This is a genomic window from Ktedonobacter racemifer DSM 44963 (assembly GCF_000178855.1).
GTDB lineage: Bacteria > Chloroflexota > Ktedonobacteria > Ktedonobacterales > Ktedonobacteraceae > Ktedonobacter > Ktedonobacter racemifer.
The window spans coordinates 843,683-861,353 of record NZ_ADVG01000002.1; the positions used below are offsets into that span (position 1 = coordinate 843,683).

At 52.3% G+C, this 17,671-nt stretch carries 14 protein-coding genes and 1 pseudogene; 5 read left to right on the top strand and 10 right to left on the bottom strand.

What is annotated here, in order from left to right; all coding sequences use genetic code 11:
* Nucleotides 1-162: 162 nt before the first annotated feature.
* Genes KRAC_RS19970 through KRAC_RS19980 form a run of 3 tightly spaced genes read right to left on the bottom strand, consistent with a single transcriptional unit; the run spans nt 163 to nt 3,869 of the window.
* Complete coding sequence (locus KRAC_RS19970) at nt 163-2,517, bottom strand: heavy metal translocating P-type ATPase (RefSeq protein ID WP_007910126.1); 2,355 nt, start codon at nt 2,515-2,517, stop codon at nt 163-165.
* Nucleotides 2,510-3,508 (bottom strand): cation diffusion facilitator family transporter, encoded by a 999-nt coding sequence (locus KRAC_RS19975; RefSeq protein WP_007910130.1) that lies wholly within the window; start codon nt 3,506-3,508, stop codon nt 2,510-2,512. The genes KRAC_RS19970 and KRAC_RS19975 overlap by 8 nt, the downstream gene beginning before the upstream one ends.
* Nucleotides 3,498-3,869: an ArsR/SmtB family transcription factor gene (locus KRAC_RS19980; protein ID WP_007910132.1), complete on the bottom strand. Its 372-nt coding sequence runs from the start codon at nt 3,867-3,869 to the stop codon at nt 3,498-3,500. The genes KRAC_RS19975 and KRAC_RS19980 overlap by 11 nt, the downstream gene beginning before the upstream one ends.
* 968 nt (nt 3,870-4,837) lie before the next feature.
* Here KRAC_RS19980 and KRAC_RS19985 point away from each other — a divergent pair.
* Complete coding sequence (locus tag KRAC_RS19985) at nt 4,838-5,041, top strand: hypothetical protein (protein ID WP_007910134.1); 204 nt, start codon at nt 4,838-4,840, stop codon at nt 5,039-5,041.
* Nucleotides 5,042-5,078: 37 nt separating this feature from the next.
* On the opposite strand, the gene KRAC_RS71430 is transcribed toward KRAC_RS19985, so the two are convergent.
* The 3 genes and pseudogenes from KRAC_RS71430 to KRAC_RS62025 form a co-directional block, all read right to left on the bottom strand.
* Entirely contained in the window at nt 5,079-5,237 is a 159-nt protein-coding gene (locus KRAC_RS71430) for a hypothetical protein (RefSeq protein ID WP_157506835.1), read from the bottom strand.
* Nucleotides 5,238-5,484: 247 nt separating this feature from the next.
* Nucleotides 5,485-6,780: an RNA-guided endonuclease InsQ/TnpB family protein gene (locus tag KRAC_RS19990; protein ID WP_007910137.1), complete on the bottom strand. Its 1,296-nt coding sequence runs from the start codon at nt 6,778-6,780 to the stop codon at nt 5,485-5,487.
* Between the two features lie 77 nt (nt 6,781-6,857).
* A pseudogene (locus KRAC_RS62025) lies at nt 6,858-7,028 on the bottom strand (IS607 family transposase); the annotation flags it as partial.
* Between the two features lie 85 nt (nt 7,029-7,113).
* Here KRAC_RS62025 and KRAC_RS79555 point away from each other — a divergent pair.
* A complete protein-coding gene (locus KRAC_RS79555; protein WP_083814751.1) occupies nt 7,114-7,590 on the top strand; it encodes an IS110 family transposase in 477 nt (158 codons plus the stop codon).
* 238 nt (nt 7,591-7,828) lie between these two features.
* Here the strand turns inward: KRAC_RS79555 and KRAC_RS20000 are convergent, their stop codons facing one another.
* The 4 genes from KRAC_RS20000 to KRAC_RS69155 all read right to left on the bottom strand — a co-directional run bounded on the left by KRAC_RS20000 (nt 7,829) and on the right by KRAC_RS69155 (nt 11,951).
* Nucleotides 7,829-8,077: a hypothetical protein gene (locus tag KRAC_RS20000; RefSeq protein WP_007910141.1), complete on the bottom strand. Its 249-nt coding sequence runs from the start codon at nt 8,075-8,077 to the stop codon at nt 7,829-7,831.
* A gap of 58 nt (nt 8,078-8,135) precedes the next feature.
* Nucleotides 8,136-8,618, bottom strand: a complete 483-nt coding sequence (locus KRAC_RS20005; protein WP_007910143.1) for a PRC-barrel domain-containing protein — start codon at nt 8,616-8,618, stop codon at nt 8,136-8,138.
* Nucleotides 8,619-9,179: 561 nt separating this feature from the next.
* Nucleotides 9,180-11,075: an ATP-binding protein gene (locus tag KRAC_RS20010; protein ID WP_007910144.1), complete on the bottom strand. Its 1,896-nt coding sequence runs from the start codon at nt 11,073-11,075 to the stop codon at nt 9,180-9,182.
* Nucleotides 11,076-11,243: 168 nt separating this feature from the next.
* Nucleotides 11,244-11,951: a hypothetical protein gene (locus KRAC_RS69155; protein WP_007910145.1), complete on the bottom strand. Its 708-nt coding sequence runs from the start codon at nt 11,949-11,951 to the stop codon at nt 11,244-11,246.
* Between the two features lie 648 nt (nt 11,952-12,599).
* On the opposite strand from KRAC_RS69155, the gene fdh reads away from it, so the two are divergent.
* From fdh to nrfD, 3 genes are read left to right on the top strand one after another with little or no spacing between them, the layout of a single operon-like run.
* Entirely contained in the window at nt 12,600-15,767 is a 3,168-nt protein-coding gene (fdh, locus tag KRAC_RS20025; protein WP_007910146.1) for a formate dehydrogenase, read from the top strand.
* A 23-nt stretch (nt 15,768-15,790) separates the two neighbouring features.
* A complete protein-coding gene (locus KRAC_RS20030; RefSeq protein ID WP_007910148.1) occupies nt 15,791-16,582 on the top strand; it encodes a 4Fe-4S dicluster domain-containing protein in 792 nt (263 codons plus the stop codon).
* A complete protein-coding gene (gene nrfD, locus KRAC_RS20035; protein ID WP_007910150.1) occupies nt 16,579-17,643 on the top strand; it encodes an NrfD/PsrC family molybdoenzyme membrane anchor subunit in 1,065 nt (354 codons plus the stop codon). The genes KRAC_RS20030 and nrfD overlap by 4 nt, the downstream gene beginning before the upstream one ends.
* The last annotated feature ends 28 nt before the right edge of the window (nt 17,644-17,671 follow it).

The window sequence follows — 17,671 nt, forward strand, 5'->3', positions numbered from 1 at the left end:
AAAGGACTAGGCCGTTACCACTTTTTGATTGCCCATTGAGAGAAAGAAAGGGACCAACACACTTCTAAAGAATTTTGACGAGAGAGGCAATGACGAGACCCATGATAACAGAGAGAAGGAGTGGCGCTGGTATCTCATGTGTCAGAATTATGAATAGTGTTCTCATCCTTTTTCTTTATGCACCAAAACGGGCCGTTTCTGACGCAACAAACGCGAGGAGTTGGCAAGGATCCCCAAGTCAGGCAACGATTGCGCCGCAGCAGCGAGGATGGGTGGTAACAGGCCAAAGGCTGCAAGTGAGAGACCTACCAGGTTATAAAGCGCCGTAAAGCCAATGTTCATTTTGACGACGCGCATCGTCCGGTGCGCAATCGCAAAGGCTTCTGGCACCAGCCGCCAATCATTGCGCATGAGTGCCATATGAGCGGCATCCATCGCAACGTCGGTTCCTGCTACTCCCATGGCCATCCCCACATCGGCTTGTGCCAGAGCAGGTGCATCGTTGACGCCATCACCAACCATGACCACCGTATGCCCTTTGGTCTGATACTCCTTGACCAGGCGAATCTTGTCTTCTGGGAGGAGGTTCGCCTGATATCCAATACCCAACTGGTGTGCCAGGGCAGATGCAACCCGTTCGTTATCCCCGGTTAGCAGTTCGATCCGCTTCACCCCCTGACGCTTTACCTCGGCCAACGCTTCAGGAACTTCGGGGCGTACCGTATCTGAGGCGCCCAATAGACCAACGAGCTCGCCATCTTGCTCAATAAACAGAAGGGTCTTGCCTTGTGCTTCTAGCTGGGTGGACTCAACGAGATCAAGACCAGAGGGAATGAGGCGTGCATTGCCGACGACCAATGCTCTGCCACTCACGCGAGCACGTATCCCCTGTCCCGGAATGGCCTCAAATTGCTCCGTGGAGAGAAGAATGATCTTCTCTTCTGTCGCTTTTGCCCGAACCGCTTCGGCCAGGGGATGTTCTGAGTAGCGCTCTGCGCTTGCCGCAAGCTGAAGGACTTCTGAAGAAGTGAGTGAGCCGATGGCGACAATATCCGTAATCTGTGGCCGACCCACCGTCACGGTCCCCGTTTTATCCAGGAGCAGGACATCCGCTCGCGCCAGCACTTCCAGATATTTCCCACCCTTGATCAGCAACCCGCGCTTAGCTGCTGCCCCAATCGAAGCCAGCATTGCGACAGGCGTTGCGAGTGCCAGCGAACAGGAACACGCGACCACGAGTACAGAAGCTGTTGCAAGAGGATTGCGACTTATGAGAAAAGTAAGAGCCGCAATGGATGCGACAAGAGGCAGAAAGTAGGCCGAAAAACGGTCAGCCAGCCGCTGTACATCGGCGCGGTGAGCTTCCGCCTCTTCAACCATTTTGATGACACGCCCAAACGTCGTCTCAGTTCCCACCTGCGTCGTTTGGATGCGCAAACTCCCCAGGGTCGCGATCGTCGCAGCAAAGACGTGATGGCCTTGCTCCACCTCAATCGGCATCGACTCACCTGTAATCGCAGCCTGATTGATTGTGGCTTGTCCCGAAATCACCACTCCGTCAACGGGAATGGCTTCGCCAGGTCGCACGATCACGATATCGCCCTGCTGCACCTCGCTCATAGGGAACTCCATTTCACTTCCCTCACGCTCAAGACGAGCAGTCTTGGGAGCCATCGAGGTAAGATGTTTGAGCGCGCGGCGAGAACGTTCCGTGGTAAAGTTTTCTGCAAAATTGCCAATGTGCATGAAGAAGACGACGACCGCAGCCGTCGTCCACTGACCAACGATGAGGGCTGCTAGCACACCAAGGCTCATGAGCGTGTGAGAGATCACCTGGCGGCGCAAGGCAGCTTTGATCACGTTCCAAAAAATGGGGGATCCCGCAAGCAGGACGAGTGCCCATCCGACATACCATGGAACCAGGTCGGTGATGCGTTCCATCCAACCCAGCCATTCACCAACGATCACCACCAGAAGTACGACGCCAAAGACCAGGGCAAAAAGCGTAAGGATCGGACGGGTAAAGGAGCCAAGCGTGGGAGAAGCTGAAGTGCCCTCTTGAACGGCTCCTTCTGAGACAATAGAATACCCTGCCGCCTCGACTGCCTGATGAAACGCTGGAAGAGTCACCTGGGTAGGATCGTACTGAATGACGGCTTTCTCAGACGAGAGATACACCTGGGCAGACGCAACACCTGGGAGGGTCGCCAGGGCATGTTGGACATGTTGAGTGCATTCTGTACAATCCATTCCCGCGATCTTCATCTCGACTGTGCGTAGCGGAAGCACAAGTGTATACCCCGCCCCTTCTACCGCCTGGCGAAACGCACTTGTATTCACTACTGTAGGGTCGTAGCGGACCACCGCTTTCTCAGACGAGAGATACACCTGAGCTTCTTGCACACCGGGAAGCGCACTGAGGGCATATTGAACATGCTGTGTACACTCGGCGCAATCCATGCCGCGTACAGAAAACTCCATCAGGCGACGGGAATCAGGGGGGACAAGATCATTCATGTTCAGTTATCCTTTCGCGCGTGCTGGTATGCGTCTTCTCATCCTGCGCGTGCTCGTGGTCGTGAGTTCCTTGCAGCTGACAGTACAGCCCGTCAATCTCGCTACACCTTCCCAGATGTCCGTCACATTCGAGTTGCAAGGTGGAATGTCCAATACGATACTTCTCGTGCAGCATGGACTCTAGCTGAAGCAGAATTGGGGCACATTCATTCAAGGGTAAGTTAGCGGTCTGGACATGAGCAGAGAGGGCATACATTCCGCTGGTGATGCTCCAAACATGTACATCATGAACAGCAGCCACTTCTGGAACCCGATTCATATCAGCAACGAGAGCAGGAAGGTTGACGTCTTTGGGAGTTGCTTCTAGCAAAATGTCGGTCGTTTCCCGCACAATCCGCCAGGCACCAAGAGCAATCAGCACCGCAATACCCACGGAGAGAATCGGGTCCATCGGAGTCCAGCCAGTCAGGAGAATGACGAGGCCTGCAATAATAACGCCTACGCTTGCTCCGACATCTCCAAAGACATGGAGGGCTGCCGCTCTCGCATTGAGATTCTGTTGCTCTTTGTTCAACCCAAAGCCGATGAAGAGATTGACAGCAATCCCCACTCCTGCTGAGACAAACATGAACACTGGCTCGATGGGTTCAGGATGGTGAAAGCGCTGCACCGCCTCGTAGAGAATCCAGATCGTCACGAGGATCAGTGTGATGGCATTGATAAGAGCAGCCAGAATACCCACGCGATGATAGCCAAAGGTTTTACGTGCATTGGCAGGTCGTTCCGCTTGAGCCGTGGCAAACCAGGCCAGGCCAAGGGCAAAGATATCAGTGAGCGCGTGACCCGCATCAGAAAGAAGTGCCAGCGAGTGAGCGAGCAGGCCGCCACCAACTTCTGCCGCCACAATAATGAGGGAGAGGAAGAAGGCAAGGCGCAGTGTCTGCCTGACCATGCCATGTGTATGATCATGTCCTGCATGCTCACTGCTCATTGGCACTGCTCTTCTCTTCAAACGAGGGATGCTCTCCCGTGTAATTGGTACATTCATATATCCCTCGTGCAATATCTCGGAGAATTTCCTCAGTGAGCGTAAACAAGGCAGCAATTTTAGGATGACTTAATTGATAGAGCGTGTAGCGACCTTGTGATTCAGAGGTCACGAGATCGCAGTCCGATAAACAACGCAAATGGTTCGAGACATTGGTACGCGACAAACCAGTTTTCTCCACAATGGTACTCACAGTGAGTGCGCCCTCGCGCAAGGCTTCTAAAATAGAGAGCCGCGAGGGATCAGCAAACCCGCGATAGAGCTTGGCTTTCAGCGCGATGGCCTGCGCTTCTCGTGTTGACATCGTTCTTCTTTCTCATGCATCATTATGTCACTAAGTAATGACATGATAACCTATAAACCAATGTGTGTCAAACTGCTCTACTGAAAAGAAAAATGTTGCGTGTGTCAACGTCTGCTCACACATAGATCGAGATTGTTCCAGTTGAGTGAAACCAGGAAGCGAAGAGAGTATCCTAGTACAGATCTCCTTCATTTGAGGAAAGATGTACCTTACTCAGAAGATATTTGCCACAGGATACTGGTACTTCCAACCGTTCCTCAGTTGGCTCTTCTTAAAAGGCCCTTTTTCAAGAAAACTTGCCCTCCTGACTCTTCCCATACAAAACATGTAAAAAAAGATGCATATAACCACAAATGTTTCATATCATAATTAAAGCAAAAATAGAAGATGCTCTAGAAATCTCTACACAACAAAATATCAGGCAGGATGGGTAGAAGAGGAGTTCAAACTGAGAGGGCAAAGATGTGATGGAACCGAAAGAAACAGAAAGGCTCGCCGCGAGCTCGGCTACAATCCCCATCCCCTCGAAGAGGGTCTGCGCGAAACCCTCGAATACGAAATAAAACTGCTGGGCATGCACTGTTTACCGAATAAGCACATCGTAGGGTCTATGCTAGCATGGACTCCGAGGCCGGAAGGCCGACAACCTGCAACGGGAACGTCGCTTCGCTCGAAGTCAATGAATCACACTCGCTATATGTCTATCTATTGTATTTATTTATAAAATAGCGTATTATATAAATATAAACATAAATATCCTCCATTCCTTACACTCCTCGTAAGAAAGAGGCCCTAAGCCCTTTTCATCATAGGAACACGATTCTGAGATAACCTCCTCACTCTCTTGCCGTTGTACCTTCTTTCATTTCTCGTATGTACGATATCATCTGATAACCGTGGCTCTATAGGAATTAAACGCCTAGCGAGTTCTGTGATTCACAGCAACTCATGAGAGGAAAAGTGAGTAAATGCAACAAGTCAAGACTTATACGTCGAAATTTTTTAAGGGCGAGGCGCGAGAGCAATTTAGCAAGGATTTAAAGAAAATGGCAAAAGCTGGTTGGCATGTCCATACTGTCACTGATAAAGGGATGGGAACAGGCCAAGATCATACTGGCTGCTTGCGAGTGTTGTACGAGAGGGATTCCAACCATGGGGAGCATGTGGATTAAAAACAGGCGCAGTCATACAACACAGCACAACGATCAATTACCAGTTACGGCCCTCGCGATCAGGATGTTGCGTCAATTCATTCTCCTCGGCACGGATCTTGGCACGCAACATCTGGCGATCCCATTCCCTGTTCAACTCGCCAGATCGGACGGTAGACTCTTGCCTCTTGTTCGCACGAGATGAGCTTGCATACAAGGGTGATCCTCATGCGAGTTAGCCTCTCTTCTCGTGGGTTCATTGGAACATGCAGCGGGAGGGATATATGCCTGCTACCTTTCTCATACTCGAACGTGTGTAAACACCCTCGAGCGGTCAGTTCTTCCTGCTTCATCGTCGATAGCCAGCGCACGGGAACCTTTGGATCGGCCCTCCCGTTTCGGTCTCACATCAACTCCCCAGGCATTTTACGTCCGGCGGTAGCCACTCTCCAGGACGGCCAGCTTTACGCGTGAAGCTGGCGAAGCTGTTGTGTTGCGAACCACAGGAGATTCAAGGCGGCATTGAGATCCCGGTCGATGACCAGCCCACAGGCCACGCACTCATAGGTGCGGTGTTTGAGCGGCATGCGCTTTTTGACCTGCCCACAGCACGAACAGCGTTTGGTCGAAGGGAACCAGCGCGAGGCGATGAAGAGCTCTCCCCCGGCGTTGGCCACTTTGGTCTTGAGGAACTGCAACAGTTGCCCCATCGCGGCATCGGCCACGGCACGCGAGAGCTTCCGGTTGGCCATCATCCCCAGGATGTTGAGGTCTTCGATGCCGATGGCCCCACAGGTGCGCGCCAGTTCGGTCGTGAACTTGTGCTGCACATCCCGCCGAATGTTGGCGATCTGCTGATGCTTGCGTGCGACCTTGAGTCGTTGCTTCTCGTAATTCTTACTGAACACGGTTCGCCTGGTTTGCGGGTCTTTCGTCTTCTGTTTCTTACTGAGTTGGCGTTGCAGCTTGCCGAGTTTCTTGAGATGGAGCGCTAAAGGCCTTTGGTTCTCAAGCCTGCGCCCATCGCTCACCACAGCAGCTTGCTTTACGCCCACATCTACCCCCACCACTGCTTCGGGCGTTGTGGGGCGCTCCCGTGTGATGTCTCCTTGGATGGAGACGTACCAGTGCCCCGCTTCACAGCAGACCGTCGCCCCCAGGATCTTGACCCGTTCGCACACGACGTGCTTGCGCGTGTTTCGCTTCTTCGTGGGAGTGGTGGCTTTCCCCTTTTCGACGAAGCGCAGTTTTTCGGCGATGTTCACCGTTCCCAGTCTGCGTAAGAGCTTGCCTCGGTCCTTCTTCGTTTGGCGCTGATCGAGGATGAAGCGGCCAAGTCCGGGAATCGAGATCCAATGGCTTCCCAAGGTGAATTTATCGTTGGAGAGATAAAACGACTCGTGCGACTTCCCCTTTTTCTTGTACTGCGGGTAGTTCGCTCGGCCCGCAAAGAAGTTGTCATAGGCGTTTTTGAGGTCATCGAACGCACCCTCCACCACACACTTCGTCACCTGATAGGTCCACGGATACTCCTGCTCCCGGATCTGGTTGAATTGCTTCTTGAGTGCGAGGGCATGTGGCGGTTTGAGCACGCGCTGCTCTTGGGGAACGGTTTCCTGCTCAGCTGTATACGCCTGATACTGCTTCTCCCACTGCTCCCGTCCCCAGTTGTAGATAAACCGCCTCGTGCCACAGGCTCGTTTGAGATACTCCACCTGTTCAGGGGTGGGGTTCATCCGGATCTTGTGCGCGGTTTTCATCCTTGAGCGCCTTTTCTCCCGCTTTGCGGGAATTCCAGTTGAGCAGGACTCGACACCCGGCAAGTGGCTCTCGTTCAGCGAGCGGCTGGCAGCTTCGGAAGGTTGAGCGCCGTGGTCAGATCGACCTCATGAGAGGAGCGACGCCCAGAAAGCGTTCCTTTGGCTTTGAGCCTGCTTTCTCGGTCCCAGCGCTGCACTGTTTTCACGCTGACATCCACCTGCTTGGCAAACGGTACGACTGCGTACATCTACTTATTCTCACTTACTTTCGCACACGTTGTCAATACCTAGTATGTATCTCCTTCCTCACCACTCCCCAGAGCATACGCGGGAATTGACGTCGCCAAACGCAAGTTTGATGTCGTGCTTTTGCTGGAGGACCAACACATCCATCGTCTCGCGGGCCAATACCGCAGAAGGATTTGCGGTGCTCCATGCCTGGGGGCCGAGAACAAGGGGCTTTTAATGGCTGTGTGTCTGGAGTCAACGGGGAGCTCTTCGGATACCATTGTCCACTTTCTGCTTGGGCATCGCTACAGCGTGAGCCTGCTCAACCCAGCTGTGCTTATGAGATATCGCAAGACGAAAAATATGCGGCACCAAACGGACAAAGTTGGCGCCTACTTCCTCGCGCTCTATGACAAAGACGAGCGGCCAGCGGCCTGGCTTCCCATTTCTGAGAAGATCATGCGTTTACGCTCGTTCCTCGCCTCCCGTGATGACTTGATGCACACTACCGTGCAAGAGCGAAACCCCTCTCAGAAATTCCAAAAATTCATGTCTGCTCCGATTTTCGATGGCCAAGAATAGCCCTCTGATAAGAGAGGGAATTTTTCAGCGTTTCGCGGTGCGGGCTCAATGAAGCTTTCGGATTGCACCATCAGATTCATTCGTCGTTTGCTGAGGCAAACTGGCGCAGTGCCTCGACCGATTTTGAGCCGAAAGGCGGATCTGGCCCACTTTTGGTAAATGATGAGTTTCCCATGAGTCATGTGGGTACCTTTACTGAAGAGGGCAAACTAACAAAAATAACCTTGAGGATGAGATGTCAATCACTAAGAATACGTTGGATCTGAGTAAAAAGATATTCATAGTCAATCGTTTCAAAGTCCGTGGTATCGACTTCAATGACGTGACCATTGAGTGGCAAAGGCTGTAAAAATTCTGGGGGAATGGAAGCCTTTGGGTCAAATACTCTCAGATGCTCCATATGCCCACGATGTCGTTGCCCTGATTCCCAGCGCTGCTTGACGCGCTCAGCAAGGATGTAGTAATGGCACATAACCGAGCTGTGCATCACCCGAAAGACTCACCAGGTGAAAGGGGTGTGGTGTTGAGGAGTAAAATGCCTAAAGCTACTTCAGCTTGCGCGCGATATGATTATCGATCACCACCCTTTCATTGGTGAAGGACACGATGCTATCGGCGGTGAAGCCCACGGCTTTGCCTCCATTGGTGAAGATGCCCAAAGCACTTAAACGCATCGCATCGAGGGGATTGAGGGCGATACTGACCTCGCTCACTTCGCCCAGAGCCTCGTCATTCTCGCTGACAACGGGCATGCCGATCAGGTCTTTGCTCTGTGGCAGTGGGGGAAGCGCCTTTATCAGCATGTTCTCGTTATCGATAGTCACCTTATCGATTTCAACGGCCTTGATGCCACATGCCGGCAGGGCGAAGTCGCCATTGACACATGTAAGGACGCGCAGGGCATAGATAGAGTTTGATCCCTCTTTGAAGAAAAAGTCAACGACGGTACCAAGCGACTTTCCCAGCTTAGGCACATACACGGGAAGATTCAGCAATTCGGACCATTTTCTGCTACTCGTAGTCTCCATATGTATGGGTTACCCCTTGATAGGATTGATCATATAATTAGGCAGATAGCGCGAGAAGTATTCGTCTCGTGTTCTGGTTTATTATACACTTTGTCGCCCTCCTTGGTAATTCTCTTGAGGAAGAACACGATGGATACAAACTGACAACATGTTAGGAAAAAGAAGCGGAGATCCGATGTGCTATCTGTGAGGAAGCATGTTCCCCGATCTCACGCGTTGAACGCAGTGTCGCAACCAGTCGATGTGCTTCCCCCAAACAACGCTTGTGCAGCAATATAAAACGATCTTTACCTCTTTGGGGTCCCGACATATCATTGGGTAGCAGTATATGCACGACATATAGCTCAAAGTCTCTACCATAGGCGAAGAGAAGAGATGTTGTACGTTACCGGTAGTTTGTGGACTCGGGAAATTGCGCCTGATATTGGATAGCTATCCAGAGCAATTTAAGCACAGATTGCCCTCACTTGACGGGTTTAAAACGGGGCAAAATCCCAAGACAACAAACTACCGTTACAGCGGTGTTCATAAAGATTGAGCTACATGGTAGGGGAGCTTGTGTCACTCTTCCTGAGCTGGCGTGATAGGCAAGGTAAACCAGAATGTGGCTCCCTGACCAGGAGCACTTTGTACCCCAACGCTCCCCTGCTGCCGTTTAATGAACTCCCGACATAAATAGAGGGCCAATCCGAAGCTCAGATCCAGTTCATGCTGGACAGCACTCCCTTTGGCACGATAGAAGCGTTCCCAGATATGATCGAGATCTTCTCTCGCAATGCCTGATCCCTCATTATGGACTGAGACACGTGCGCGCGTATCCGCAATGTTTAACTTCACGACCACAGGCCGCCCTGGGGGAGAAAAGGTGAGCGCATTCGTCAGATAGATATGAAGAACCTGCTTGATCCGCCCGGCATCGGCGATGATGGGCACCTTTTGTGCCGGAGAAGGAACATCTAGCATAATGGTGTGCTCTGGCGCAGATTGTTGCTGCCTGGTCACGACCTCTCTGAGCAGTACGAGCAGATCTTCCGAACGCGAGGCCACTGGAAGCGTATTGGTCTGGATACGTGCATCATCAATCAAAGCATCAATCATACGCTGCTGAAGCCTGGCTCCCTGTGAAGCAGCTGCTAAGGGCTGCTGAACGGAAGCAATGGAGTCACGTAGCTGCGCGGATGACGGTGCAAGCTGATCTTTTAAGATCCGCAATCGGCGCTGTGCTAATTGCAGATTGCCCGTGGTCACTGTCAGTGGGGTGCGCAGTTCATGTGTGGCCAGGTTCAGAAATTCGCCAATCAGGCGACTCACTTCGCGTTGGATGAGTGCTCTCTTCTGTTTCTCTTCCTGTGCATAGAAACAGTGAATCCCCTCAATGACCAGCATGGTCTGCGCAGTGACTGCTTTCATGAGCGCAATCTCCTCGGGAGTGTACTCCCCCTCAGAACTCGCTTTGACGATGATCAACATCCCAACCCACTGCTGTTCCAGAAACAGAGGAAGGAGCAGAAAGATCTCAGAGTCAGGAGCCGCGAGGTGAGGATACGCCGGAAAGGGCAGGTGTTTCCCGAGATATTCAATAGTGTCAAAATGATCAGTTAGCACCTCCTGGTGAGCGCCGAGACGAGCGCGTGCCGCGTCGTCAACCGCGTCTAAGAGCTGGAAGCGTCCCCCAATTTCTCGCCAGTGCTGTTCTTGTTCAGCGGTCAAGCCACTTCCTGCAACAAAATACAGATGGTCTGTTCGATGGCCGAAAGCGAGGAGGTCCACGCGGTGGCAATTCAGGACCGACCGGACGACATCGACGAGCTGCTGGGCCACGAAGAGCACTGGAGGGGCGAGGAGAAAGGTTTCTTCTGGCAAGAGGTGATCTCTCTGCTCAGGAAGTTGCGCGATCGCGTTGATGAGGTCCATCATCGCCTCATGGGCTTGTTGGAGGCAGGAAACTTCCTGACGAGCATGCGTAAATTCCTGGATGATAAAGACGGTTTCTTCCACGTTGCGCATTTGATCGCCCGCGGGAAAGGAGCGAACAGAGACCGGGGTCTTGCGCCCGGAAGGGAGACGCAGCAGCAGGGTCTGGTTTGGCAAATCAGCTCCTGTTGTCCCGGCAAGGACCAGGTTCATCAGCCATTGTTCTGAGGGAACGCATGGTGGCTGCTCATCAGAGCGTAGGTAGTGTGTGAGAAAGTGCTGATAGTCTCTTCCTTGACATTGAGCTTCGGAAACCACTTCAAGGAGCTTGCGAGCAGCAGCATTGATCCGTACAATCTTCTGGTTGCGATCACACGCGATGAGACCTTCTGGGAAAGACTCCCAGATAATCTCCAATTGGTTGAGTTGCATCATGCGCTGGGAGGAGACCTTCAAAGAGCGAGCGTGAGAAATGGACGTTCCTCCGGGTGTTCTCTCCCGTTTCTGTTCGCGTTGTGTGACATGGTGTAAGCTTTTACCCACCTCATAGCTCCTTTTCGAAATGCATCATAGCTCTGCAATTTCAGAAACAGAGTACCAGAATAAAGGTAGCACTTTCGCGCATGGCGCTTGAGTCATTCATGGCAGACGATGCAGTTGCGCTCTTTTGGCAAATAGGAAGAAGAGCTCGTTTTTGCAGGCAATGGGGGATCAGGGAGCTGCTGGCCCCGCTTCATCCAGGCGAGCCGGATTCTCTATGTGGTTGAGACGATTCCAGAGCACATACCCGGTTTGCTTCTTTGGAACATAGTAGTGGTCCTCATCGGAAATCCTCTCGGCCAGAGCAGTAAATTCGCCTTTCTCCCGCTCGTTCAGATCAATGTATTTTGCCCCTTGTTCGAGATATTCTCCTAGTGGCACAATGACAATCGCGCGCAGTTCATCCTTGGTGAAATCTGCGAGCTTGCCATGCAGTTCTTTGATATCGCTCGCGCGAAGTCCAAGATCGTGCTGCTTAGAGAGCATGCCATAATTGGCACCCGCGAAGTTATCGGGCCTGATGTCCTCTTCAAAGTTATCTACCCGGCCAGGAAGAGGTTCAGGCTGTCTTTCCGCAGGCTCATGCATCCTGGAAGCCTTCCGAGGTTTGTGTGCGTTTGAGTCAGTGCCTGAGCGACTTTCCCCTCGTTCCATCATGACCTGCGAGTTTGCTTTCCTGGTGTTCATCTCAGGAGGTATGACCCATTGAGGAGGAACCTTGGCTCTCTGCGGTAATGGATCGAGATTCTGATGGAGGCGTGCTTGCTCTTGGTACGTCTTTTTCTTCTTGTATGTCCCCGTTGTAATCACGGTACTGTGTTCGGCCTTATTACGGCCATGCATGGCTTTGGCAGGTCGCTGCTGGTGCTTTTTCGGCATGGTTCTCCTCCTCTCGTTTTACCCAGGTCCCATCTGCTCTCGTTGTACCTTCAAGGATTCAATGCACACAATTCTTGCTTTCTTTCTGTGAAGCTGAACAGAGTGGTCGCCCCTCTCTAGTGGGTTTACGGATTACTCACTCGGAAAGTGACTCATCTTGCCAGGTATACCAGCGAGTCCACCCGGAAACGATGAGTGTGAAGTCGAAATAACAGGCATCCGTTCCCTGCTTGCTCACAGAAAGTGGAATGCCATTTCGCATAATAGGTGATATTTCTAATGATAAATACTACTATTAGTAGTATTTATCTCCATCTTTTGCATTGAATTAGTGTGATGCAGATATCTTCGATAATCTCTAATTGGAGGCGGTGAGTAATGCGCCTCCTTGCCTTTTTGCAGATTTGAGAAAGGTGAGCTTGTCGAATGGATGTGTTTTGATGACCGAGTATCTTGCCTTCAGCGGGAAGAAAAGATCATTGTCGTGAATAGTCTATTAGCACAGAAAGTTGCTCTGCTATACTTTCGTCTGGCTGAGCGGAAAGGACAACGCACATTCATACTCCCATTGCAACCTTCTACAGGCGATTAGCCCGTTTCTTCTCTCCCTCAACAATTGAACAGACATTCCAATCACATGTCGGTCTAGTGCCCAATCCGCTGAGCGAACGAAGCAAAACACTCCAGCCACGCGTTCACGACGCCAAAATGGTGAAAAGTGTGTGCCCCTATTGCGCCGTCGGCTGTGGACAACGCGTCTATGTGAAAGATGGAAAAGTGATCGATATTGAAGGCGATGATGATAGCCCTGTGAGCAAAGGCTGTCTGTGTCCCAAAGGAAGCGCCAGCTATCAGCTCGATATCAATCGGCGTCGTTGGGCCACGGTCAAATACCGCGCGCCTTACGCTACCGAGTGGGAGGAAAAGCCCCTGGATTGGGCCATGGATCGCGTTGCCCAGCTTGTGTATCAAACACGCGAGGCGACGTTTCGTGAAACCGATGACACAGGGAAACCTATACATAACACCACTGCTATTGGGTCACTCGGCGGCGCGACGCTGGATAATGAAGAGAATTATCTCATCACGAAGCTCTTCCACTCCTTAGGAATGGTTTGCATCGAAAACCAGGCCCGGATATGACACAGCGCCTCTGTGCCGGGTCTCGGTGCAAGCCTCGGTCGCGGTGCGGCCAATACGTTTCTGCAAGACCTGCAAAATAGCGACTGCATCCTTATTCAGGGCAGCAATTTTGCAGAATGTCATCCTGTGGGTTTCCGCTGGGTAATGGCAGCGAAAGAGCGCGGGGCAACGATTATTCACGTTGATCCACATTTCTCGCGCACCTCACAGCACGCTGACATCTATGCCCCCATTCGGACAGGCACGGATATTGCCTTTCTTGGTGGCCTGATTAACTATGTCTTGCAGCAGAACCGATACTTTGAAGAATACGTGCAGGCATATACCAACGCGAGTTTCATCGTGAGTGATGCTTTTCGTGATACTGAAGACCTGGGTGGCGTTTTCTCCGGACTGAAATCCGATCACAGTGCGTACGATATCTCAAGTTGGCAATATCAAATGACACAGCGTGGGACGTCCGATCGGCTCGCTGAACACGAATCAATCAAAGATCGGTGTCCTCGCAAAGGTGCAGCCGATACGCATAATGAGCAGCACATCATGCCCGACGCGCAGGAAGGCCAGGGCTTGTTCGCGCATGCGCATCCCAGTCAGATCCAGCGTGATCCAACGATGCAACATCCGCGCTGTGTCTTACAGCTTCTCAAACGCCATTACGCGCGTTACACCCCTGAAATGGTGGAACAGATTTGCGGAATTCCAGCAGAGCGGTTCTTGAAGATCGCTGATACCCTGGTCAAAAACTCCGGGCGTGAGCGGACGACCAATATCTCTTATGCTGTTGGTTGGACACAGCATACAACAGGCGTCCAGGTGATTCGTACCGCGGGCATTTTGCAACTGTTGCTTGGAAATATCGGACGCCCGGGTGGGGGCATTATGGCTCTGCGTGGCCACGCGAATATTCAGGGTTCGACTGATATTCCGACGCTCTATAATCTCTTGCCTGGCTACCTGGTGATGCCAAGCACGTTACGTCAGGAATATGATTTCGCCACCTATATGGAACACAACAGTCAGGAGGCTGGCTGGTGGGTCCATTATCCCGAGTACTTTGTGAGCTTGATGAAAGCATGGTATGGAGATGCCGCAACCCGGGAGAACGACTGGGCCTATCACTACCTTCCGAAAATTACGGGTGATCATTCCGACTTGCCCATGTTCATCTCCATGATGGATGGCCACATGCAGGGCTTGTTCCTGATAGGGCAAAATCCCGCCGCTGGTGGCATCGACGCTGGTTTCCATCGGGCAGCAATGGAAAAGCTCGAATGGCTGGTCGTGCGCGATCTCTACGAAATCGAGAGCGCAGCCTACTGGAAGCGACCGGGAATTGATCCAACGAAGATAGGAACTGAGGTGTTCTTCCTGCCTGCGGCCTCGCATGTCGAAAAAGAGGGCAGCTTTACGAATACGCAGCGTCTGATTCAATATCGCGAGAAAGCCATTGACCCGCCTGACGATGCGCGTTCAGAACCCTGGTTTCTGACGGAACTGGGCCTGCGACTGAAAGAACTGTATAAACAGAGTACCAGGGAGCGCGATAAACCTATTCAAGATCTGACCTGGAACTATCGTCGCGAGGAGGGACCACAGCGAGAAATGGTTGTCGAGGATATCGTCAAAGAGATCAATGGGTATACTGTTGCCGACGGCAAGGTCGTCAAAAATTTCAATGCGCTCAAGGCTGATGGAAGTACTGCCTGTGGCTGCTGGATCTTCAGTGGCATTATGCCCGAAGAAGGAAAAAACCTGGCGTGCAGTCGCCAGCCAGATGCGTATGTCAGTCCGGGCTGGGGCTTTACCTGGCCTGATAATCGACATATTCTCTATAATCGGGCCTCCGCGGATCCGCAGGGCAACCCCTGGTCAGAGCAGAAGAAGTATATCTGGTGGGATGCCGAGTATGACAATGGGGATGGCACAAAGGGGCGCTGGACTGGATATGATCAACCCGATTTTCCGGTGACCAAGCCACCTGATGCGCAAGCTGATCCGGATGGTGAGGGACTTGATGCGCATTCCGGTTCGGACCCGTTCACCATGAACGCTGAGGGGCGAGGCCGCTTGTATGCGCCAAGCGGCTTGACCGATGGACCACTGCCAACCCATTATGAACCAGTCGAGTCACCAGTGATAAACCCACTTTATCCCGAGAGGTCAAACAATCCGGTGATCAAATACTGGCATCGTCCAGATAATCCAGAAAACGGGACCGCCAATCCTGACTTTCCCTATGCCATTACCACTTACCGTCTGACGGAACATCACGTTGGTGGGGCGATGTCTCGCTGGCTGCCCTGGCTTTCGGAACTGCAACCAGAACTGTTTGCTGAAATCGACGAGGCGCTGGCCGCTGAAAAGGGCGTCAAAAATGGAGACTGGATTACGATCTGGACCAGACGCGGCGAGATCGAGGCCAAGGCCCTGGTGACGGCACGTATACAACCGCTGTTGATCCAGGGTCACGTCGTGCATCAGATAGGTCTGCCGTTTCACTGGGGCTATCAAGGGGTCGTCAAAGGGGATATTGCCAATGACCTGCTCTTACTGGTGGCTGACCGCAACGTCAGTATGCATGAAGCAAAATCGTTTACCTGTAATATGCGCCCCGGTCGGCGCAGCTATCAAGGCCAGGATGGCAGTTATGTGGCACGAGAACAGCCCTAAGAACCAGGAAAGGAACGTGCGCTATGCCCAATGGTTTTTTCACGGACGCAACGCTTTGCATCGGATGCAAAGCGTGCGAGGTCGCCTGCAAACAGTGGAACCAACTTCCATCTGATGGCTACAAACTGTCCGGCCACAGTTACGATAATACCCTGGCGCTCTCTTCAACGACGTGGCGCCATGTTGCTTTTGTGGAACAGGCGCGCCCGTCCGACGATACAGGCAAAGCGGTCAACTGGCTGATGCTGAGCGATGTGTGCAAACATTGTACCCACGCTGGTTGTATGGAGGCATGTCCTACCGGTGCCATTGTTCGCAATGAGTTTGGCGATGTCTATGTCCAGCCTGACATCTGTAATGGCTGTGGCTATTGTGTGCCCTCGTGTCCCTTTGGAGTCGTAGACCGGAACGAGACGACCGGCCTGGCCGCGAAATGTACCCTGTGCTACGACCGGCAAAAAGATGGAATTGAACCCGCCTGCGCCAAGGCTTGTCCAACAGACTCGATCCGTTTTGGGGACCTGGATACACTCAAAGAACGGGCTCGCTCACGTGTAGAGAATCTCCATGCGCGCGGTGAGACCTCGGCTTATCTCTATGGAGTCGATGAGAAAACGTCTGTGGGAGATCTAAATGCCTTTTTCCTGCTGACGGATCGTCCCTCCGTCTACAACCTGCCAGAACAGCCGAGGCTTCCACAAGAGAATATTGCGACTAGCTTTCTGGCCAGTCTGATCACTGCAACCGTTCTTACCCTGGCGACAGCTTTTTCGCTCTGGAAACCGAGCAAAAAAGATAGGAGGTTTCATCGATGATACGTGGTAGAAAGACAGCAACACCTGATTCTTCCAGGAGAGAAGCCCTTTTTCAGACTTCACGCACAACGCAGGAGGGTGGGGCCAGTAAAGTATGGAATGGGCCAGCGAAGACGTATTATGATCTTCCGCTGGTGAAGAAGGCGCATTGGAGCTGGCAGATTGTTCTCTATTTCTTCCTTGGAGGCATTGCGGGCGGCTCGTATCTCATCTCAACACTCGCTGATCTGCTCAGGTTCGAGAAACATGGTGTTCTGACTCGCGCCGGGCGCTACCTCTCATTCGTATGTATTCTTGCCAGCCCGGTTCTGCTGATCCTGGATCTGGGTCGTCCGCTACGTTTCCATCATATGTTGCGCGTCTTGAAATTCCGTTCGGTTATGTCACTGGGCACCTGGGGACTAACCGCGTTTGGACTCTGTAGTGGCTTGACGACGGCCTATCAGGCAGCCAGCGATGGCCTGCTGAACTGGTTCCCTTTGCTTGCCAGGTGGATGAAGGCTGTCCCGATAAAACTGGTTGAGGTTCTGGGAAGCCTTCTGGGACTGTTTGTTGCATCCTATACAGGCGTTTTGCTCTCCTCAACAGCAGTTCCCGTCTGGGCCCGCGCTCGTCGCCTTTTGGGGCCGCTTTTCCTTTCGTCTGCTCTCTCGACGGCACTGGCCAGTCTCTCGTGCCTTCTTTCTTTTGGCCGCAACAATCAGCCTCTTGTGGAAAAACTCGAACGTGCAGAGATGGTTTCTATGAGCATGGAACTTGGTCTGATTTCCGCTCTTCCACGTCTGCTTGGTTCGCTGGGCAAACCATTATTCAGAGGTCGTACTGGCATCCTTTTTAAAGCTGGTACCATTGGCGCTGGCCTTGCGTTTCCGCTCCTTGCCCGCATCATCGGCAAACTGGGTGGGAAATCAACGCCACGAACCGTCAATATCGTACTTTCGTTGCTGGTCCTGGCTGGAGGCATGATCCTACGCTATGTCTGGATCGTTGCTGGTCGGCTCTCTGCTCATGATCCAGAAGCAGTCCATACTTACAACGCACTTGAGGGAAAGAAACGCTGAGACCTCCCCGGGCATGAATGCGCGGGGG

Excerpts from the sequence above, each read along its gene's own strand:
- KRAC_RS19970 (WP_007910126.1), bottom strand. The coding sequence starts at position 2,517 with ATGAATGATCTTGTCCCCCCTGATTCCCGTCGCCTGATGGAGTTTTCT.
- KRAC_RS19975 (WP_007910130.1), bottom strand. The coding sequence starts at position 3,508 with ATGAGCAGTGAGCATGCAGGACATGATCATACACATGGCATGGTCAGG.
- KRAC_RS19980 (WP_007910132.1), bottom strand. The coding sequence starts at position 3,869 with ATGTCAACACGAGAAGCGCAGGCCATCGCGCTGAAAGCCAAGCTCTAT.
- KRAC_RS19985 (WP_007910134.1), top strand. The coding sequence starts at position 4,838 with ATGCAACAAGTCAAGACTTATACGTCGAAATTTTTTAAGGGCGAGGCG.
- KRAC_RS19990 (WP_007910137.1), bottom strand. The coding sequence starts at position 6,780 with ATGAAAACCGCGCACAAGATCCGGATGAACCCCACCCCTGAACAGGTG.
- KRAC_RS20000 (WP_007910141.1), bottom strand. The coding sequence starts at position 8,077 with ATGCACAGCTCGGTTATGTGCCATTACTACATCCTTGCTGAGCGCGTC.
- KRAC_RS20005 (WP_007910143.1), bottom strand. The coding sequence starts at position 8,618 with ATGGAGACTACGAGTAGCAGAAAATGGTCCGAATTGCTGAATCTTCCC.
- KRAC_RS69155 (WP_007910145.1), bottom strand. The coding sequence starts at position 11,951 with ATGCCGAAAAAGCACCAGCAGCGACCTGCCAAAGCCATGCATGGCCGT.
- KRAC_RS20030 (WP_007910148.1), top strand. The coding sequence starts at position 15,791 with ATGCCCAATGGTTTTTTCACGGACGCAACGCTTTGCATCGGATGCAAA.
- nrfD (WP_007910150.1), top strand. The coding sequence starts at position 16,579 with ATGATACGTGGTAGAAAGACAGCAACACCTGATTCTTCCAGGAGAGAA.